This window comes from Streptomyces sp. NBC_01750 (assembly GCF_035918095.1).
GTDB lineage: Bacteria > Actinomycetota > Actinomycetes > Streptomycetales > Streptomycetaceae > Streptomyces.
In genome coordinates, this window is the sequence record NZ_CP109137.1 from 4,076,502 (window position 1) to 4,092,306 (window position 15,805).

The 15,805-nt window shown below is 70.1% G+C and carries 15 protein-coding genes and 2 pseudogenes; 10 read left to right on the top strand and 7 right to left on the bottom strand.

Going from position 1 to position 15,805, the window contains the following annotated elements; translation table 11 throughout:
- Nucleotides 1–51: 51 nt before the first annotated feature.
- A complete protein-coding gene (locus OG966_RS18155; protein ID WP_326655271.1) occupies nucleotides 52–972 on the bottom strand; it encodes an EamA family transporter in 921 nt (306 codons plus the stop codon).
- A 155-nt stretch (nucleotides 973–1,127) separates the two neighbouring features.
- On the opposite strand from OG966_RS18155, the gene OG966_RS18160 reads away from it, so the two are divergent.
- Nucleotides 1,128–2,006, top strand: a complete 879-nt coding sequence (locus OG966_RS18160) for a LysR family transcriptional regulator (RefSeq protein WP_326650732.1) — start codon at nucleotides 1,128–1,130, stop codon at nucleotides 2,004–2,006.
- A gap of 402 nt (nucleotides 2,007–2,408) precedes the next feature.
- Here the strand turns inward: OG966_RS18160 and OG966_RS18165 are convergent, their stop codons facing one another.
- Complete coding sequence (locus OG966_RS18165) at nucleotides 2,409–3,545, bottom strand: Fic family protein (protein ID WP_326650733.1); 1,137 nt, start codon at nucleotides 3,543–3,545, stop codon at nucleotides 2,409–2,411.
- Between the two features lie 178 nt (nucleotides 3,546–3,723).
- Here OG966_RS18165 and OG966_RS18170 point away from each other — a divergent pair, with 178 nt between their 5' ends.
- Nucleotides 3,724–4,158 carry a pyridoxamine 5'-phosphate oxidase family protein gene (locus OG966_RS18170; RefSeq protein WP_326650734.1) on the top strand — a complete coding sequence of 145 codons (435 nt, stop codon included), beginning with the start codon at nucleotides 3,724–3,726 and terminating at the stop codon, nucleotides 4,156–4,158.
- Here OG966_RS18170 and OG966_RS18175 read toward each other — a convergent pair.
- Nucleotides 4,145–7,006 (bottom strand): FAD-binding and (Fe-S)-binding domain-containing protein, encoded by a 2,862-nt coding sequence (locus OG966_RS18175; RefSeq protein ID WP_326650735.1) that lies wholly within the window; start codon nucleotides 7,004–7,006, stop codon nucleotides 4,145–4,147. The two genes, OG966_RS18170 and OG966_RS18175, sit on opposite strands and share 14 nt — an antisense overlap.
- 220 nt (nucleotides 7,007–7,226) lie before the next feature.
- Between OG966_RS18175 and OG966_RS18180 the strand changes: the two genes are divergently transcribed.
- From OG966_RS18180 to OG966_RS18190, 3 genes are all read left to right on the top strand, one after another.
- Nucleotides 7,227–7,838 (top strand): GTP-binding protein, encoded by a 612-nt coding sequence (locus OG966_RS18180; protein WP_326650736.1) that lies wholly within the window; start codon nucleotides 7,227–7,229, stop codon nucleotides 7,836–7,838.
- A 95-nt stretch (nucleotides 7,839–7,933) separates the two neighbouring features.
- A complete protein-coding gene (gene serC / locus OG966_RS18185) occupies nucleotides 7,934–9,052 on the top strand; it encodes a phosphoserine transaminase (RefSeq protein ID WP_326650737.1) in 1,119 nt (372 codons plus the stop codon).
- A gap of 209 nt (nucleotides 9,053–9,261) precedes the next feature.
- Nucleotides 9,262–9,873: a Uma2 family endonuclease gene (locus OG966_RS18190; RefSeq protein WP_326650738.1), complete on the top strand. Its 612-nt coding sequence runs from the start codon at nucleotides 9,262–9,264 to the stop codon at nucleotides 9,871–9,873.
- A 32-nt stretch (nucleotides 9,874–9,905) separates the two neighbouring features.
- Here OG966_RS18190 and OG966_RS18195 read toward each other — a convergent pair whose 3' ends face one another.
- Nucleotides 9,906–10,883, bottom strand: coding sequence for a WD40 repeat domain-containing protein (locus OG966_RS18195; RefSeq protein WP_326650739.1), 978 nt, complete (start codon nucleotides 10,881–10,883; stop codon nucleotides 9,906–9,908).
- Nucleotides 10,884–11,020: 137 nt separating this feature from the next.
- On the opposite strand from OG966_RS18195, the gene OG966_RS18200 reads away from it, so the two are divergent.
- Entirely contained in the window at nucleotides 11,021–11,800 is a 780-nt protein-coding gene (locus tag OG966_RS18200; RefSeq protein ID WP_326650740.1) for a GDSL-type esterase/lipase family protein, read from the top strand.
- 46 nt (nucleotides 11,801–11,846) lie between these two features.
- Here the strand turns inward: OG966_RS18200 and OG966_RS18205 are convergent.
- Nucleotides 11,847–12,221 (bottom strand): annotated as a pseudogene (locus OG966_RS18205) (MBL fold metallo-hydrolase); the annotation flags it as partial.
- A 13-nt stretch (nucleotides 12,222–12,234) separates the two neighbouring features.
- Between OG966_RS18205 and OG966_RS18210 the strand changes: the two are divergent.
- Nucleotides 12,235–12,576 (top strand): annotated as a pseudogene (locus OG966_RS18210) (helix-turn-helix transcriptional regulator); the annotation flags it as partial.
- Nucleotides 12,577–12,624: 48 nt separating this feature from the next.
- On the opposite strand, the gene OG966_RS18215 reads toward OG966_RS18210, so the two are convergent.
- Entirely contained in the window at nucleotides 12,625–13,092 is a 468-nt protein-coding gene (locus OG966_RS18215) for a hypothetical protein (RefSeq protein WP_326650741.1), read from the bottom strand.
- Nucleotides 13,093–13,399: 307 nt separating this feature from the next.
- Here OG966_RS18215 and OG966_RS18220 point away from each other — a divergent pair, with 307 nt between their 5' ends.
- Nucleotides 13,400–13,813 (top strand): hypothetical protein, encoded by a 414-nt coding sequence (locus OG966_RS18220; RefSeq protein WP_326650742.1) that lies wholly within the window; start codon nucleotides 13,400–13,402, stop codon nucleotides 13,811–13,813.
- Nucleotides 13,814–14,020: 207 nt separating this feature from the next.
- On the opposite strand, the gene OG966_RS18225 is transcribed toward OG966_RS18220, so the two are convergent.
- On the bottom strand, nucleotides 14,021–14,524 hold the full coding sequence (locus tag OG966_RS18225) for a carboxymuconolactone decarboxylase family protein (protein ID WP_326650744.1): 504 nt from the start codon (nucleotides 14,522–14,524) through the stop codon (nucleotides 14,021–14,023).
- A gap of 24 nt (nucleotides 14,525–14,548) precedes the next feature.
- Here OG966_RS18225 and OG966_RS18230 point away from each other — a divergent pair, with 24 nt between their 5' ends.
- Together OG966_RS18230 and OG966_RS18235 are read left to right on the top strand one after the other, a co-directional pair.
- Nucleotides 14,549–15,064 (top strand): MarR family winged helix-turn-helix transcriptional regulator, encoded by a 516-nt coding sequence (locus OG966_RS18230; protein ID WP_326650745.1) that lies wholly within the window; start codon nucleotides 14,549–14,551, stop codon nucleotides 15,062–15,064.
- A gap of 93 nt (nucleotides 15,065–15,157) precedes the next feature.
- Entirely contained in the window at nucleotides 15,158–15,748 is a 591-nt protein-coding gene (locus OG966_RS18235; RefSeq protein ID WP_326650746.1) for a Uma2 family endonuclease, read from the top strand.
- Nucleotides 15,749–15,805: the final 57 nt, after the last annotated feature.

The window sequence follows — 15,805 nt, forward strand, 5'->3', positions numbered from 1 at the left end:
GTCCCGGAGCATGGCAGCGACCGGAGAAACAAGCAAGCATGCTTGCTTTGGTTACTGTGCCTTTCTGGCCACCTGCGTACGTACCGCTCCCATGCTCGCCGCGATGACCAGCGCTATCGCCAGTGCGTCGATCACGGAAAGGTCCTGATGCAGTACGAGGAACCCGGCCGTGGCGGCGATCGCCGGCTCCAGGCTCATCAGCACCGCGAAGGTCGGGGCCGGCAGCCGGCGCAGCGCGAGCAGCTCCAGCGTGTACGGGAGGACGGACGACATCAGTGCGACGGCGAGCCCGAGACCGAGCGTGGACGGCACGAGCAGCTGGGATCCGGCCTCCGCGATCCCGAGCGGCAGACTCAGCACGGCGCCGACCGCCATCGCCAGCGCGAGTCCGTCGGCCTGCGGGAATCTGCGTCCCGTCCGGGCGCTGAAGACGATGTACGCCGCCCACATGGCACCGGCGGAGAGCGCGAACACCGCGCCCACGGGATCGAGCCGGTCGAAGCCGCCGCCGCTGAGCAGGACGACTCCGCCGAGCGCGAGCCCGGCCCAGAGAAGGTTCACCGGCCGCCGCGAGACGATCACGGAGAGCGCGAGCGGCCCGAGGACCTCGAAGGTGACCGCCGATCCGAGCGGGATCCGGTCAGCGGCCTGGTAGAACAGCACGTTCATGGCGGCCATGGCGGTGCCGAAGGCGATGACCGTGCCCCAGTCGGCGCGCGAGTGCCCGCGCAGTCGGGGCCGGCAGACGATGAGCAGGACGACGGCGGCGAGGACGAGTCGCAGGGTGACCACACCAAGGGCTCCGGCGCGCGGCATGAGCAGTACGGCGATGGCGGCGCCGAACTGCACGGAGAGTCCACCGGCGACGACGAGCGCGACGGGGCCGACGGCGCGACGGGATCCCTTGCCGACACCGGGGCGGAGGCTGCGGCCCCGGCCGCGGTTCCGGCTCCGGCTTTCGGCGGCATCCAGGGCCGCGGCGGCCTCGAGCTCGCCCGCGACGACAGTGGTGCGCGCTTCGTCCACCGCAAACCTCCCTGGCTGATCCGGCCGCCGACCCCCTCCACGCTACGGGCGCGGAAGCGCTGCGTGAAATGCCAATTGGGCTGCGGTTATGCTCCAGACACATGAGCATCGAGCTGCGCCATCTCCGCTGCTTCCTGGCCATCGCGGAAGAGTCCAGCGTGACCAGGGCCGCGGCCCGGCTGCACGTGGCCCAGCCCACCGTCTCGCGCGCTCTCGCGGCACTGGAGAACCACCTCGGCATCCGGCTCGTCGACCGCTCCACGCACCATCTCGCCCTCACCGCCGAGGGCCGGGCCTTTCGCGACAAGGCGGCGGCCGCGGTGGCCGCGTTCGACGATGCCCTGGATCCCGGCCGGCTGCGCAGGTGGCCGCTGCGGCTCGGGCACGCCTGGTCCGCCCTCGGCCCGTACACGACCCCCTTGCTGCGCCGCTGGCAGCAGGACCACCCGGACACCCCGCTGGAACTCCTCCGTATCGACGACCGCACGGCGGGCCTTACCCGCGGCGAGGTCGACGCGGCAGTGCTGCGCGGCCCGGTGGAAACGCCCGGCCTGGTCACCGAGCTGCTCTTCACCGAGCCCCGGGTGGCAGCTGTGACGTCGGACGGCCCCCTTGCGGCGCGCGCCTCCCTGACCCTCGCGGACCTGGCGGCCGGGCCGGTCATCCTGAACACGGTCTCCGGTCTGACGACGCCGGACCTGTGGCCCGCGGACTCCCGCCCGACGACGACCCTCACCGTCGCCAACACGGACGACTGGCTCGCGGCGATCGCGGCCGGCCGGGGCACGGGAGCGTCGGTGGCCTCGACGGCGGAGATGCACCCGCACCCGGGCGTGACGTACCGCCCTCTGTCGGACGCGCCACCGGCACCGGTCCTGCTGGCGTGGCGCGAGTCGGCGCCGCATCCGGCGGTATCTCAACTGGCGGCGCTGGCGCGGGAGGTGGCTGCTCCGAAGTGGGCTGCACCGCCACGTGGGTGACGCGCCACGGATTCCTGTTCCCTCAACTGTGATCCCTTGACCCTTGGGTACCCACCTCGGGAACATCGAGAGGTCGGCACCAAGGGCAGGCGAGAGGGGAACTCATACGATGAAGGTCTCCAAGCTGGTCAGCAACGTGCGATCTCAAGCAGCCGAACCCTCTTGAAGACGTTCCCGACTTCTGGCTTTTCGATTCGACGGACACAGGGGTACTGAGTACGACGAGGACGGGGCGTTTCTCGGCGCAGCGGTCCTCGAGTCAGGACGAGCACGCGAGTTCGCCGAGTATCGGGAGACGGCACTGGCTCATTCAGAGCCGTTCACCGACTACCCCGGCGGCTGACCCCCGGTCGTGCGCGCCCGCTCAGCCGGCTGACCGGAACACGCAAAGTGCGTCAGGCGTCAGCGGCGGTAGGGATAGATGAACGGCTCCGTCGATCGCCGGATGACATCTCGAACGGCGACCGTGCGTGGTCCGGCCGTGTAGAACCGTCCTCTGGCCTCTCCGTGCTGCTGCAGCCATCCCAGCCGGACCATCTGGCGGATGTCGCGCGTGGACTGCTGGACGCTCAGCTCCGCGTCGATCTGGTAGACAGGCCGACGGACCCGACCGCCGGTGAACGCAGGAAGCAGTGCCGCTGCGACACGTTCATCAAGGCCCGTCGCCGCCGCGGCTTCGACGAGGGCAATCCACCCGCGGGAGTACAGGTCGATGCGGCGCTGCGCCTGCTGCGCCTGGACGTGATGCCCGGTGAGGCAGAACTTCACCCAGGCCGAAGTGTCGGCTCCCGGACTCCATTCCGAGCCGCCCGTCTCGTTCAGCACGGCGTAGTAGGCGTACGTGTTCTGGCCCTGCCCCAGCCACTCCTCGATCGAGGAGAACTCAGGCGGCACCAGCGCTTCGCGCGAGAAGACAAGCGTCGACAGCGCGCGCGACATACGGCCGTTCCCGTCCGCCCACGGGTGGATCTTCACGAGGTTCAGGTGAGCCATGGAGGCTCGCACGTGCACGGGCACGTCGAGATCACCGCTGTTGAGCCAAGCGGCCAGTTCTTCCATGAGCGCCGGCACTCTGTCGCTGTCCGGCGCCGTATAGACGGGAACCATCTCGTCTTCAGGGCTTGAGACGTACACCGACTTCTTCCGCAGCCGTCCCGGCCGCTTCAGAGGGTGATGCTCCTGGATCATGCAGTGGAGGCCGTTGATGAGCCCGACGTCATAGCGGAACTCCTCACCCGCATCGGAGAGGGCCTGGATGTACGTCATGGCCCGCTGGTAGCCCTCCAGCTCCTTGCGGGTCGCGTCGCTTGTGTCCAGCGGCTCCTCGCCGGCCATCAGGGCCTCGACGTCATCGACCGTTGCGGCATAGCCCTCGATGGTGTTGGACCCCGCGATGGCGCGAGCAGTGAGGTTGCGCCGGAGCTGCTTGGTCCACCGCCGACTGGAGGGAAGCATGTGACGCAGTTCCTGACGCATCGCCTCGATCTCATCGAGGGTACGCAGATCCGCGGCGTCGAGGTCAGGGCTTTGAAAGAGCATGCCTCGATGACACCATGTTTGTATCATCGAGGCAATGTGGCGGCGGGCCCGCGGCCATCCCTGGCCTTGGTCGCCTGCTCACCGAACCGCGACGCACCCGACCCGGGCTGCCCCTCACCGGCGTACCACCGGAGTGAGCCGACGGGCTGCCCCGTCACCGCCCTGATAGACAGGTCCCATGAAGCGCGACGAGCTGATGTGGTTCCTTCGCCGGTACAAGCTCGCCGTCCAGGCGACAGTGACCCCGGACGGAACACCCCAGGCCGCGGTCGTCGGATTCGCGGTCAGTGACGAGCTCGAGATCGTGTTCGACACCGTCGAGACGACGCGCAAGTGCCTGAACTTGCGCGCCGACCCCCGTGTCGCACTCGTCATCGGCTGGGACGACGCGATCACCGTGCAGCTCGAGGGCGTCGCGGACTTCCCCACCGGCCCCGAGCTCGAACGCATTCAGCAGTGTTACTTCGCCGCGTATCCCGACGGCCGGGACCGTCTCACCTGGCCCGGCATCACCCATGTGAGGGTGCGGCCGACCTGGGTGCGATACAGCGACTTCACCCAGGACCCGCAGCTGGTCGAGGAGCTCACGGTCGAGCAGCTCACGACCGGGTGAGTCCCAGGCCCTCCGCCAGTACCTCCGCCAGATGCCGCGCCCGTCGCCCCTCCACCTGCTCCAGCTGCGTACGGCAGGAGAAGCCGTCCGCCAGGACCACCGCGGACTCGCCCGCCGCGCGGACCGCCGGGAGCAGCTGGTCCTCCGCGCACGCCACCGACACCGCGTAGTGGCCCCGCTCGAAGCCGAAGTTGCCCGCGAGGCCGCAGCAGCCGCCGCTCAACTCGCCCTTCAGACCCGCGCGTTCGCGAAGTCGGCGGTCCGCCGCGTCGCCCAGGACCGCGTGCTGGTGGCAGTGCGTCTGGCCCGCCACCGCCCGGTCGATCCTCGGCGGGATCCAGTCCGGGGCGCATTCCTCCAGGGCCTCGGCGAAGGTGCGGACGGACGAGGCCAGGCGGGCCGCCCGCGGGTCGTCGGACAGGAGCTCCGGCAGGTCCGTCTTCAGGGCCGCCGCGCAGCTCGGTTCCAGTACGACGACCGGGTAGCCCAGCTCCAGCAGCGGCTCCACCGTGTCCAGTGTGTGGCGCATGACCGTACGAGCCCGGTCGAGCTGGCCGGTCGAGACGTACGTCAGGCCGCAGCAGACCCGCCCCGGCGGCTGCACGATGCCGATGCCCGCCGACTCCATGACCTGCACCGCCGCCCGGCCCACGGACGGCGACAGATGGTCGGTGAAGGTGTCTGGCCACAGCACGGCCGTACGGCCGGTCGTGAGGACCGCCGTCCGGTCGGCCACGTACTCACCCAGCCAGCGCCGGAACGTGACCGGTGCGAGCCTCGGCAGCTCGCGCTCCGGCGCGATCCCGCCCAGCCGTTTGGCGAGCGCCGCCAGCGGCCGGACCCGGGCCACCGCGTTGGCCACCCGTGCGAACGGCGCCGCCGCCCGCAGCCACACCGGCAGCCACCCCATCGCATAGTGCGAGGCCGGCCGGCGTCGGCCCGCGTAGTGGTGGTGCAGGAACTCCGCCTTGTACGTGGCCATGTCGACGCCCACCGGGCAGTCGCTCCGGCAGCCCTTGCAGGAGAGACACAGATCCAGCGCGTCCCGTACCTCCTCCGAGCGCCAGCCGTCGCGGACGACCTCGCCCGCGAGCATCTCGTGCAGCAGCCTGGCCCGGCCGCGCGTCGAGTGGGCCTCCTCGCCCGTGGCTCGGAACGACGGGCACATGACGTCCGTCCCTGAACCGGGCCCGGATACGCGGCACTTGGCCACACCCACGCACCGCCGCACCGCCACCGAGAAGTCCCCGCCGTCGTGCGGATAGCCGAAGGCGACCTCCACCGGCTTCGTCGGCAGGACGGAGAAGCGGAGATTGGCGTCGAGGCGGTCCGGGCGGACCAGCATCCCCGGGTTCATGCCGCCCGCCGGGTCCCACAGGTCCTTGAACCGGCCGAAGAGGCCGACCAGTTCGTCGCCGTACATCTTCGGCAGCAGCTCCGCGCGGGCCTGACCGTCGCCGTGCTCCCCAGACAGCGAGCCGCCGTGCGCGACCACCAGCTCCGCAACCTCCTCGGAGAACCGCCGGAAGCGCCGCACCCCCTCCGCACTCATCAGGTCGAAGTCGATACGGACATGAATGCAGCCGTCCCCGAAGTGCCCGTACGGCGTACCGCGCAGACCGTGCTCGGTGAGCAGCGCGCGGAAGTCCCGCAGATACGCACCCAGCCGGGCCGGCGGCACCGCGCAGTCCTCCCACCCCGGCCAGGCCTCGCCGCCGTCGGCGGTCCTGGTCGCCGTCCCCGCCGCGTCCTCGCGCACCCGCCACAGCGCCCGCATGCCGGCCGGGTCGTCCACCACCGTGCCATCCAGCGCGTCAGCCGCCCGCACAATGCCGTCCGCCCGCGCCCGCGCCTCGGCCGCCGTGTCGCCGCCCGTCTCCACGAAGAGCCAGGCACCGCCGCGCGGCAGCCCCTGCGCGTCCCGCACCAGGTCCTCGGCCATGCCCTCGACGGTCAGCGGGCGGTGCGCCAGCAGGCCCGGGGCCGCTTCCGCCGCTGTGCCCTCGTCGGCGTAGCCGAGCACGGCGAGCGCCCGTGCGCGCGGCGCATCGACCAGCCGTACGCTCGCCCCGGTCAGCACGCCCAGGGTGCCCTCGCTGCCGCAGAAGGCCCGCGCCAGATCGACGCCCTTCTCGGGCAGCAGAGCGTCCAGCGCGTATCCGGAGATGCGCCTCGGCAGCCCGTCCGGGTACCCGGTCCGCAACAGCGCCAGATTCCGGTCGACCAGTTCCCGCAGCCCCGTCGGCGCGCCGCCCTCCCAGCCCTGCCCGAGCCGCAGTTCCGTGCCGCCGTAGGTGAGCACGGACAGGTTCCGGATGTTGTCGGCGGTCGTGCCCCACGCCACCGAGTGCGAGCCGCACGAATTGTTGCCGATCATCCCGCCGAGCGTGCAGCGGCTGTGCGTGGACGGGTCGGGTCCGAACGTCAGCCCGTGCGGCCGTACGGCGGTCCGCAGGGTGTCCAGGACGACACCGGGCTGCACCACCGCCGTACGCGCCGCCGCGTCCACCTCCACCACCGCGTTCATATGGCGGGTGAAGTCCAGGACGACACCGATGCCGGTGGCCTGACCTGCGATGGAGGTCCCGGCGCCGCGCGGCACCACCGGCACCCCCTCGCGCCGGCACACGTCCAGGGCGGCGGCCACGTCCTCGGCGTCGCGCGGCGCGACGACGCCGACCGGCACGCGCCGGTAGTTGGACGCGTCCATGGTCATCAGCGCCCGGGCGGCCGGGGTGAAGTCCACCTCGCCGCGTACCGCCCGGGTGAGCGCGCGGGCCAGTTCGCCCGTCTCCCGGCGGTTCTGACCGCTCCGGCTGCCCCGCTGTACCTGTCGCTGTTCAGCCATGTGTCTCAGGATGCCCCTGTCTCTCTCGTCACACCCGAAGGAAACGTGCCAGCTGTGCCCGCCGCACCGCACAGCCCGCAGGGAAACCCCACAGGAAATTCCCAATGCGATCGGCAACTCTCCTATAGTGACGACCACTTGATCAGGAACAAGCGGCTCCAGTTACTGCCACCGCCACCCCCGGAAGGCAACACTCGATGACCGGCACCGACGAAATCCGATGACCCGCGTCACGCGAGCGGTCTCCCCGGCGCAGCCCCACCCCACGCTCGCCGGGACGACTGTCAACACTCTGAAGATCGTCGTCGTAGGCGGCTTCGGAGTCGGCAAGACGACCATGGTCCGCTCCGTCAGCGAGATACGTCCGCTGCACACAGAGGAGGCGATGAGCCGCGACGGCCCCAGCCCCGACGACACCACCCCCGTGCGGAAAAAATCCGCCACCACCGTCGCCCTCGACTTCGGCCGGTTCACGATCGACGAGAACAGCGTTCTGTACCTCTTCGGCGCACCCGGCCAGGAACGCTTCTGGTTCCTCTGGGACCGCGTCTTCGCCGGCACCCTCGGCGCGGTCGTCCTCGTCGACACCCGCTCCCTCGACGACGCCGGGTACGCGATCGACCGTCTCGAGGACAACGGCACGCCCTTCATCGTCGCCGTGAACGACCTCGGCGGCCCGCTCCACAGCGACGACCAGATCCGCGAGGCGCTCGCGCTCGGGCCCGAGATACCGCTGGTGGAGTTCGACGCGCGGGACCACTCCTCCAGCAAGTTCGTCCTGCTCGCGCTGATCGAGCACGTGCACGCGCTGTCGCTGCCCGACGAGGACTGACACGCAGCTCAGCGGCCCCTGTACGGCCGAGACGGCCGTCTCATTCGCCGGACCGCGTATCCGTCCTGCCGCCGGACCGGTATACGCTCCCGAACGTGGCTGAGATCCAGATTCCCGCTGACATCAAGCCCGCCGACGGCCGTTTCGGCGCGGGCCCCTCCAAGGTGCGTACGGAGGCGCTGGACGCCCTGGCCGCCACCGGCACCTCTCTCCTCGGTACGTCCCACCGCCAGGCCCCGGTGAAGAACCTGGTCGGCGCGGTGCGCGATGGCGTACGCGACCTGTTCCGGCTCCCCGAGGGCTACGAGGTGATCCTGGGCAACGGCGGCTCCACCGCCTTCTGGGACATCGCGACGCACGGACTGATCGAGAACAAGTCGCAGCACCTGTCCTTCGGCGAGTTCTCCTCCAAGTTCGCGAAGGCGTCGAAGCTCGCGCCGTGGCTGGCCGAGCCGAGCGTGATCACCTCCGACCCTGGCACGCACCCGGACCCGGAGGCCGAGGCCGGCGTCGACGTCTACGCCTTCACGCACAACGAGACCTCGACCGGCGTCGCGGCCCCGATCAAGCGCGTCGCGGGCGCGGACGAGGGTTCGCTGGTCCTGGTCGACGCGACCTCCGGCGCGGGCGGCCTGCCGGTCGACATCGCCGAGACGGACGTCTACTACTTCGCCCCGCAGAAGTCCTTCGCCTCCGAGGGCGGCCTGTGGATCGGTGTCTTCTCCCCGGCCGCACTCGAGCGCGCCGCCCGTGTCCACGGCTCGGGCCGTCACGTCCCGGAGTTCTTCAGCCTCCCGACGGCGATCGACAACTCGCTGAAGAACCAGACGTACAACACTCCGGCGCTGGCCACGCTCTTCCTGCTGAACGAGCAGCTGACCTGGATGAACAGCCAGGGCGGCCTGGACTGGTCGGTCCGGCGCACGGCGACGTCCTCACGGACGCTGTACGGCTGGGCCGAGGCGTCCAAGTACGCGACGCCGTTCGTCGTCGACCCGGCGAAGCGCTCGCAGGTCATCGGCACGATCGACTTCGCGGACGAGATCGACGCGGCGGCGGTCGCCAAGACGCTGCGCGCCAACGGCATCGTCGACACCGAGCCGTACCGCAAGCTGGGCCGCAACCAGCTGCGCGTGGCGATGTTCCCGGCGATCGACCCGGCGGACGTCGAGGCGCTGACGGCGTGCATCGACTACGTGATCGAGAAGCTGTAACCGAAGCCTGTACGACGAGGGGCCCGGGCGCGTGTCGCGCACGGGCCCCTCGTGCGTGCGGGGCGTTCGCTGCTGCGCGCCGGCGCGACGGGCACGGTGTCACCCGTACGGCGGCCACTCACGCGTGCGAGTGACGGGCGGCGCACCGGACACACGGTGGTCCACCGGCCTACGATGATGGTCTCGACACCAGCCACCAGGAGGCCCGCATGTCTGCCGCAGCAGCTGAGCACCCCTGTGATGGCGAGCCGGAAACGCTGCTCGAGGCGGCCCACCGTCTCGCGGAACAGCACCCCGGCTACCGCGTCGAGATCATCGGAGGCACCCTCACCGTGACGCCGCCGCCGGACGGGGCCCATGCATGGGCCCTGACCGACCTCATGATCCCCTTCCTCTCCGCTGGTCTGCACGGCGAGGAGTCAAAGGTGCTCCAGGCGGTCGGCCTCTGGCTGCCGGGAGGTCCGGAAGACTATGCCATCCCGGACCTCGCCGTCGTCGACGCCGACTTCCAAGAGCACCTTGTCGAGAACAACTGCTACGACCCGGCCGTCTTCCGTCTGGTTCTGGAAGTCACCTCCACCAACTACCAGCAGGATCTTCGGAACAAGGTCGCCGCCTACGCCGAGGCCAAGATCCCGGTCTACGTGATCGTCGACCGTAAGCACGACCGCCTCCATGTCCTGACGGACCCCGTCTCCAACGGGTACGACAACCACCGCGTCCACGCACCGGGCGAGCTGATCGCCCTCCCCGCATCGATCGGCGCCGAGGTCAAACTCGACGTGGCGGCACTTCTGAAGGCTGCCGCGCGGCAGGGCTGACCCCGCGCACCGCCCACCGCGCGGCAGGGCCGTCAGCCGCGCCGCAGCAGACGCTTCACGCCCAGGACAAGTGCGGCGGCGCCGACGACGCCGATCAGTCCGTACGTGAGGGTGCTCTTGTCGCCGTCATCGCCGACGGCCGGACTCCCACCCCTGGACGGTGACTTGCTGTCCCCGCCCGAGTCGCCTTCCTTGCCGGTCGCGACCCGCTCCACCCCGCTCTGCTCCCCCTCCGAGCCGAACAGCAGCGCTTTCCCGTCCAGCGTGTACGTGACCGACTCGGCCTGCCCCTGCAGCGGCGCGCTCACCCGGTGGTCCGCGCCGAGCTTGCCGTTCTTCCACTCGTATCCGCGCGCGCTGAAGTACGAGCGCAGCACCAGCTCCTTGCCGTCGGGCGAGAAGGCCCCGTCCGTCACCCACGGCACCTCACCGATCCGCCGGAAGACATTGGTCCCGGAGGCGGTGAGCGTGGCGGGGCCCTCGTACAGTCCGCCGCCGTCCTCGTTCTTCGACGCGATGTAGACCCGGCCGGTCTTGGGGTGGACCATCAGCGCCTCGGCATTGCGCGCGCCGTCCGCGTACTTCACCGTGAACTGTGTCGCGCGGACGGTCACGTCCTTGAGGGCCTTCGGCTCCGGGAAGCGGTAGATCCACACGTGGTCCCAGCTGCCGTTGAGGTTGTCGCCGATGTCGCCGACGTATACGTTCCCGTCCGGCCCGACCGAGATCGCCTCCATGTCGCGGGGCTTGCCGACCCCCTTCAGCGTGACCGTCGCGACGGTCTCGCCGGTCCTGGAGTCGACGGCGAAGACGCGCGGCTCGTCCTGGTCGTTGTGCGTCCAGTAGATCCCGGGGTACGCGTGACTGGCCGCGAGCCCGCTGGACTCCGTGATCCTCGGGTCCTTGATCGTGAAGCCGGAGTCGTCGGAGGCGGCGGGGCCTGCGGCGAGCAGCACGACGGCGGCAGCGGCAGCGACGGCGGAACCGGTGACGTACGGAAGCGAACGCATGCCCCCAGCCTGCCATCTCGCGTCGCCGCGATCAGCCCGCGCCGCCGACGACGTCGCCCGTGCCGCCGTGGCCGCCCCTGCCACCGTGGCCAGCCTCACATCGCAGGTGCGTGGCTTGATCCGCCATGATGACCCCCATGCGTTTCATGTTCGTCGGCGACTCCATGACCATCGGACGCGCCGGCGACTACAGCTGGCGCTACCGCTTGTGGCAGCACCTTGCCAGGTCCTTCGAGGGCCCGTACGAGATCGTCGGCCCCCGGACCGCGCTGTACGACACGGCGACCAACACGCCGGTGTCGCACACCTATGCGGACCCGGCCTTCCCCGCCGAGGCCCGCCGCCACCTGTCCGGCTGGGGCGAGGGCTGGCTCCACATGGCCCCCGTCATCCGCGGGACGGTGACCGCGGAACAGGCGGACATCCTGCTGGTCTCGCTCGGCCTGATAGACCTCGGCTTCTACACGGACAGCACCCAAACCGCCGTGAACGCCCGCCGGTTCATCGCCGAGGCCCGCGCAGCCAACCCCCGTGTCCGGATGATCCTGTTGCCGGTCATCCCCAACATACGGGCCCGCTCGGACGCCCCCTTCGCGGCGGAGTGCGACCGCTTCAACGAGCTCCTGGCAAAGGCGGTCGCCGACCTGGACTCGCCGACGTCGCCGATCCTGCTGGCGTCGCCGCCGGATTCGTACGCCATCGACACGGACACGTACGACGGAACGCACCCGGGCCCGACGGGCGAACACAAGCTGGCGGCGGCCTTCGCGGAGGCGATGCACCAGGCGTGGGGGCTCGGCGGGCGGTACGGGGCGACGGCGGCGCCGTCAGGCCGGCGTACCGCCCACCGTCACTACCTTGATCGCGACGCGGGAGCCGTCGACGCTGCGGACGGCGCGGTCATGGCCGGCCCGTAACCGCCGCCACTCGGTTCCGCCGCCCGGGCCGCCCTCGTCGGGACCGTCAGGCGAATGCCGCCCACCGGGTGATGGCGAACCTGGACCCGTCGCGACGGACCTCCACCGCGCCCGCTCCCCCGAAGTGCGCCGGGACCACCAGCTCCCTTTCATCCGCAGCGCGTTCGAGGACGCTCCTCCTGCTCGCCGCCGCGCGCGCCGCGTCCTCGTCGAAGCAGCTGTTGCAGGAGGGTTCGAGGATCTGCACCGGGCTGTGCAGCAGATCGCCGACGAACACCGCCCGGTCGCTCCCGGACGCCAGCCTCAGCACTGCCGAGCCCGGCGTATGGCCGTGCGCGGACTCGAGCGTGAGGTTGGCGTCGATGCGGTGGGTGCCCTCCCACAGCACCGCCTGGCCGGAGCGGTGCACCGGCTCGAGAGCCGACGGCGCCGCCGGCTGGCCCGCCGCGCTGAACGACCCGGTGGTGGCAGCCGCCCTGCGGGTCCTGCACGAGGACCCCGCCGAGGCGTGGAGCAACGAACGGCTCGCCGCCCGGGTCGGCGTCTCCCGGGCCACACTGGCGCGCAGATTCACCGCCCTGGTCGGCCGCCCGCCGATGGCCTATCTGGGCTGGTGGCGGCTGACCCGCGCGGCCGCACTGCTGCGCGACACCCAGGAACCGCTCGACACCATCGCCCGCCGGGTCGGCTACAGCTCGCAGTACGCCCTCTCCCATGCCTTCAGTCGTCTGTTCGGCACGACACCGGGCAGGTACCGGACGCGCGCGGCGCAGTAGGGCGGCGCCACACACGCGTGACGCCGCCCGGGGTCGCTCGTCCGGCCGTCAGAACACGAACGGGCCGGGAGTCTGCGCGGACGTGGCGTTGCAGGTCGCGGTGATGCCGAAGACCACGACCGTCAGTGACGACGCTTCCAGGCTGTCGCCCGCGGCGACCGTCCCGTTGAGGGGACCGGTGGACACGTCGCCCCCGGCGGGGATCGCCGGGTTGGAATTACCGGTGAACGTCGAGGTGCCGGAGCCGTTGTTGGTCAGCTTCAGGGTCGACTTGACCGAATTCGCCGAGATGTTGAGGGGGGACTTGATGGCCGAGGTGGACAGGCTGATGGTCGCGGCCGTGCCGTCCTGAGTGGCCGTGAGCGTCGCCGTGCCCGAGCCGAAGGAACCGCAGTCGAAGGAGATGGTGGCCGTGTCCGGCGTCACCGCGTTCGCGGCGGGTGCCATCACGAGCGCGCCTGCGGCCAGTACGCCGGTGCTCACTAATACGCCGAATCCGAGTCTGCCGTGCTTCATGGGGTCCCGCCTTCGTGTGGGGGTGTACGGGATGCTGTCGCCGGCTGCCGTTACGCGCCGCCTGGGGCCGGGGTGTGCCCCGGGCCTGATGGGCAGTCAGTGACTGTCGTCATTGCGGCATGTGCACCTCAAGAAAGCAAGGCCGGTCCCATGAACCCTGACCGGCAACGGCCAAATCCGGCCGCGGCATCGTCACCCACCGTACGGACATTCGGTCCCCAACTGCCTTGACAGAAAAGGCCTGTTGTAGACCGGCCGTCGGAACTACGCTGACGCGATCACACCGCCTGCAGAAAGGCTCCACACCATGCGCAAGATCATCCGCATCGCCGCGGTCGCCGGCGCCGCCACCGCGATCGCCCTCGGCAACGCCTCCAGTGCCCAGGCGGCGAGCACCTGGTACGCCTACGCGCACACCTCCGGCACCGCGTACGGCACGTTCACGGACGACGGCGACACGTTCAGAGCCTGCGACACCAAGTCGGACGGCCTGGGCGTCTGGCTGAAGATCACTGCCACCTGGTACGCGGGCCCCAACGACGTGCCGTACACCGGCAGCTTCGAGAGGTACTTCACTCCGAATGCCGGCAACTGCTCCACCTACAAGCACGGCGACCTCGTCGAGGACCGCACGGTCAAGCTGACCGTCTGCCTCGGCAACACGGTCAACGGCTCCACCAGCCGCTTCGACTGCGGCTCGACCATCACCGCCAAGTCCTGACGCTCCCCGGCCACGCTCCGAGTCGAGCCGTGCGGTCGCGCGAGCCGCGGCCGCACGGCCACGCCGCCCGTACGCGGACCGTGATGCTGCTGCCACCATCGTGAGGCTCCCTCGGCCGATCGACCGGACCGTTCCCTCACCATGCGCCACGGGCCCCGGCGCCCGCAGGCCGGGGCCGCCGAACGGGTGACCCGCGGCGGCCCGGCACTACGCCCGCGTCAGCCGGTTCGCGAACGTCGACATCGTGTACGTCCCGATGCCCATGACGACCTCCAGCGCGTTCTGCTCCGTATAGCCGTGCGCGAGGAACGCCCGCAGCTCCTCGTCACCTACGCCACCTGCCGTACGCAGCACCTCCAACGCGAACTGCCGTACCGCTTCCAGTCGTTCGTCGCCGAGCGGCTTCCGCTCCCGCAGTGCGGCGATCAACTCCCCCTCCGCTCCCAGCGAACGCAGCTTGCCGGTGTGCATGGCGACGCATACATGACACTCATTGCGCGTCGCGACCGTCATGACGACCACCTCGCGCGCGACCGGCTCCAGGGTCGCCTGCTCGAACAGGGCGCTGAGCTTCAGAAAGCCGTCCAGCAGATGCGGTGACGCGGCGAGCTTGGCGACCGCGGGCGGCAGGTGGCCAAGGTGCTTGATGGTCGACTCCATGGAGTTGCGCGACGCGGCCGGAGCCGATTCCAGAGTGTGTTCGGTAAACATGCGATGGCTCCTATAATCGACAACATGGTTGACGATAAAAAGGTAAACCAGGTTGTCGAAATGCGCAACGGTCCTGAGGACACGCCGGGTTACGAGCTGCCCCTGCTCCTCTTCGCCGGGTTCCGTTCACTCATCGACCGGCTGCACGCCGAGCTGGCCGAGCAGGGTCACCCGGACGTCCGGCCCGCGCACGGCTTCGCGATGCAGGCGATCGGCGCGGGCGGCGCGACCGCGAGCGAGATCGGACGGCGGCTCGGCGTCTCCAAGCAGGCGGCCGGCAAGACGGTCGACCGGCTCGTGGCCCTGGGCTATGCCGTACGCGCCGACGACCCCGCCGATGCCCGCCGCAAGCTCGTGCGCCTCACCCCGCACGGCATCGACGCGCTGACCCGTTCGGCCGCGGTCTTCGACGAACTGCGCGCGGACTGGGCCCGCACGCTGGGCGCGCGGCGCGTGGCCGATATGGAGGAATCGCTGCGCATGGTGGTCCCGGCGGAGGCGTTCCGGCTCGACGCGGCGGGCTGGTTCGGCGGCGCGTGACGCCTTCTCGCCACCGCCGTGCCCCGGTCACCGTGCGTATCGTTGTACTGCGCGGCTGCATGCGACCCCGCTGCAGCGGGGAGGAGTGCCACGATGACCGTCGTAGAGAGCGGCAGGATCGACATGGCCGACTACAACGCCGAGCGCTTGGACGAGTGGTTCGAGAGGCTTGAGCGGATGCCCGTCCCCGAAGGAATCAAGGTTGAGATCGTCGGGGGAGTCGTTTTCATGTCGCCGCAGCGGAGCGTCCACTGGCAGATTATCCGCAGGATCGTCCGAGCACTGGAAGACAAGTTCGGCATGGATGTCGAGGTGCTGTCGGACGTGCGCATCGATTTCCCCGGCCCGGAAAACGGCTTCTGCCCTGACGTGGCAAAGCTCCGCGACGGAGCGGTACAGGACAGCCGAGGCCGCTGGCGCTTCGAGGACGTGGAGTTCATCGCCGAGGTGATTTCCAAGGGCACCGCACTCAACGACTACGGGCCCAAGAAGATCGCCTACGCCCTCGCCGAAGTCCCAGTCTTCTTGATCGTCGACCCGTACACCGGTAAGTGTCTCCTCCACACCCAGCCCAAGGACGGGGACTACATGACCGAGACGAAGGTCGCCTTCGGCCAGCCGGTCGACCTCACCGGCACACCCCTCGGGCTCACCCTCACCACCGGCGAGTTCCCCCGCGACTGACCCCGACGCACCGGCTCATACCCTTGATTCGAGCGCGCTCCAAGGCGTTGGCTGGCA

Excerpts from the sequence above, each read along its gene's own strand:
- OG966_RS18225 (WP_326650744.1), bottom strand. The coding sequence starts at position 14,524 with ATGTTTACCGAACACACTCTGGAATCGGCTCCGGCCGCGTCGCGCAAC.
- OG966_RS18165 (WP_326650733.1), bottom strand. The coding sequence starts at position 3,545 with ATGCTCTTTCAAAGCCCTGACCTCGACGCCGCGGATCTGCGTACCCTC.
- OG966_RS18195 (WP_326650739.1), bottom strand. The coding sequence starts at position 10,883 with ATGCGTTCGCTTCCGTACGTCACCGGTTCCGCCGTCGCTGCCGCTGCC.
- OG966_RS18180 (WP_326650736.1), top strand. The coding sequence starts at position 7,227 with ATGACCCGCGTCACGCGAGCGGTCTCCCCGGCGCAGCCCCACCCCACG.
- OG966_RS18175 (WP_326650735.1), bottom strand. The coding sequence starts at position 7,006 with ATGGCTGAACAGCGACAGGTACAGCGGGGCAGCCGGAGCGGTCAGAAC.
- OG966_RS18190 (WP_326650738.1), top strand. The coding sequence starts at position 9,262 with ATGTCTGCCGCAGCAGCTGAGCACCCCTGTGATGGCGAGCCGGAAACG.
- OG966_RS18230 (WP_326650745.1), top strand. The coding sequence starts at position 14,549 with ATGGTTGACGATAAAAAGGTAAACCAGGTTGTCGAAATGCGCAACGGT.
- OG966_RS18215 (WP_326650741.1), bottom strand. The coding sequence starts at position 13,092 with ATGAAGCACGGCAGACTCGGATTCGGCGTATTAGTGAGCACCGGCGTA.
- OG966_RS18200 (WP_326650740.1), top strand. The coding sequence starts at position 11,021 with ATGCGTTTCATGTTCGTCGGCGACTCCATGACCATCGGACGCGCCGGC.
- OG966_RS18160 (WP_326650732.1), top strand. The coding sequence starts at position 1,128 with ATGAGCATCGAGCTGCGCCATCTCCGCTGCTTCCTGGCCATCGCGGAA.
- OG966_RS18235 (WP_326650746.1), top strand. The coding sequence starts at position 15,158 with ATGACCGTCGTAGAGAGCGGCAGGATCGACATGGCCGACTACAACGCC.
- OG966_RS18220 (WP_326650742.1), top strand. The coding sequence starts at position 13,400 with ATGCGCAAGATCATCCGCATCGCCGCGGTCGCCGGCGCCGCCACCGCG.
- OG966_RS18170 (WP_326650734.1), top strand. The coding sequence starts at position 3,724 with ATGAAGCGCGACGAGCTGATGTGGTTCCTTCGCCGGTACAAGCTCGCC.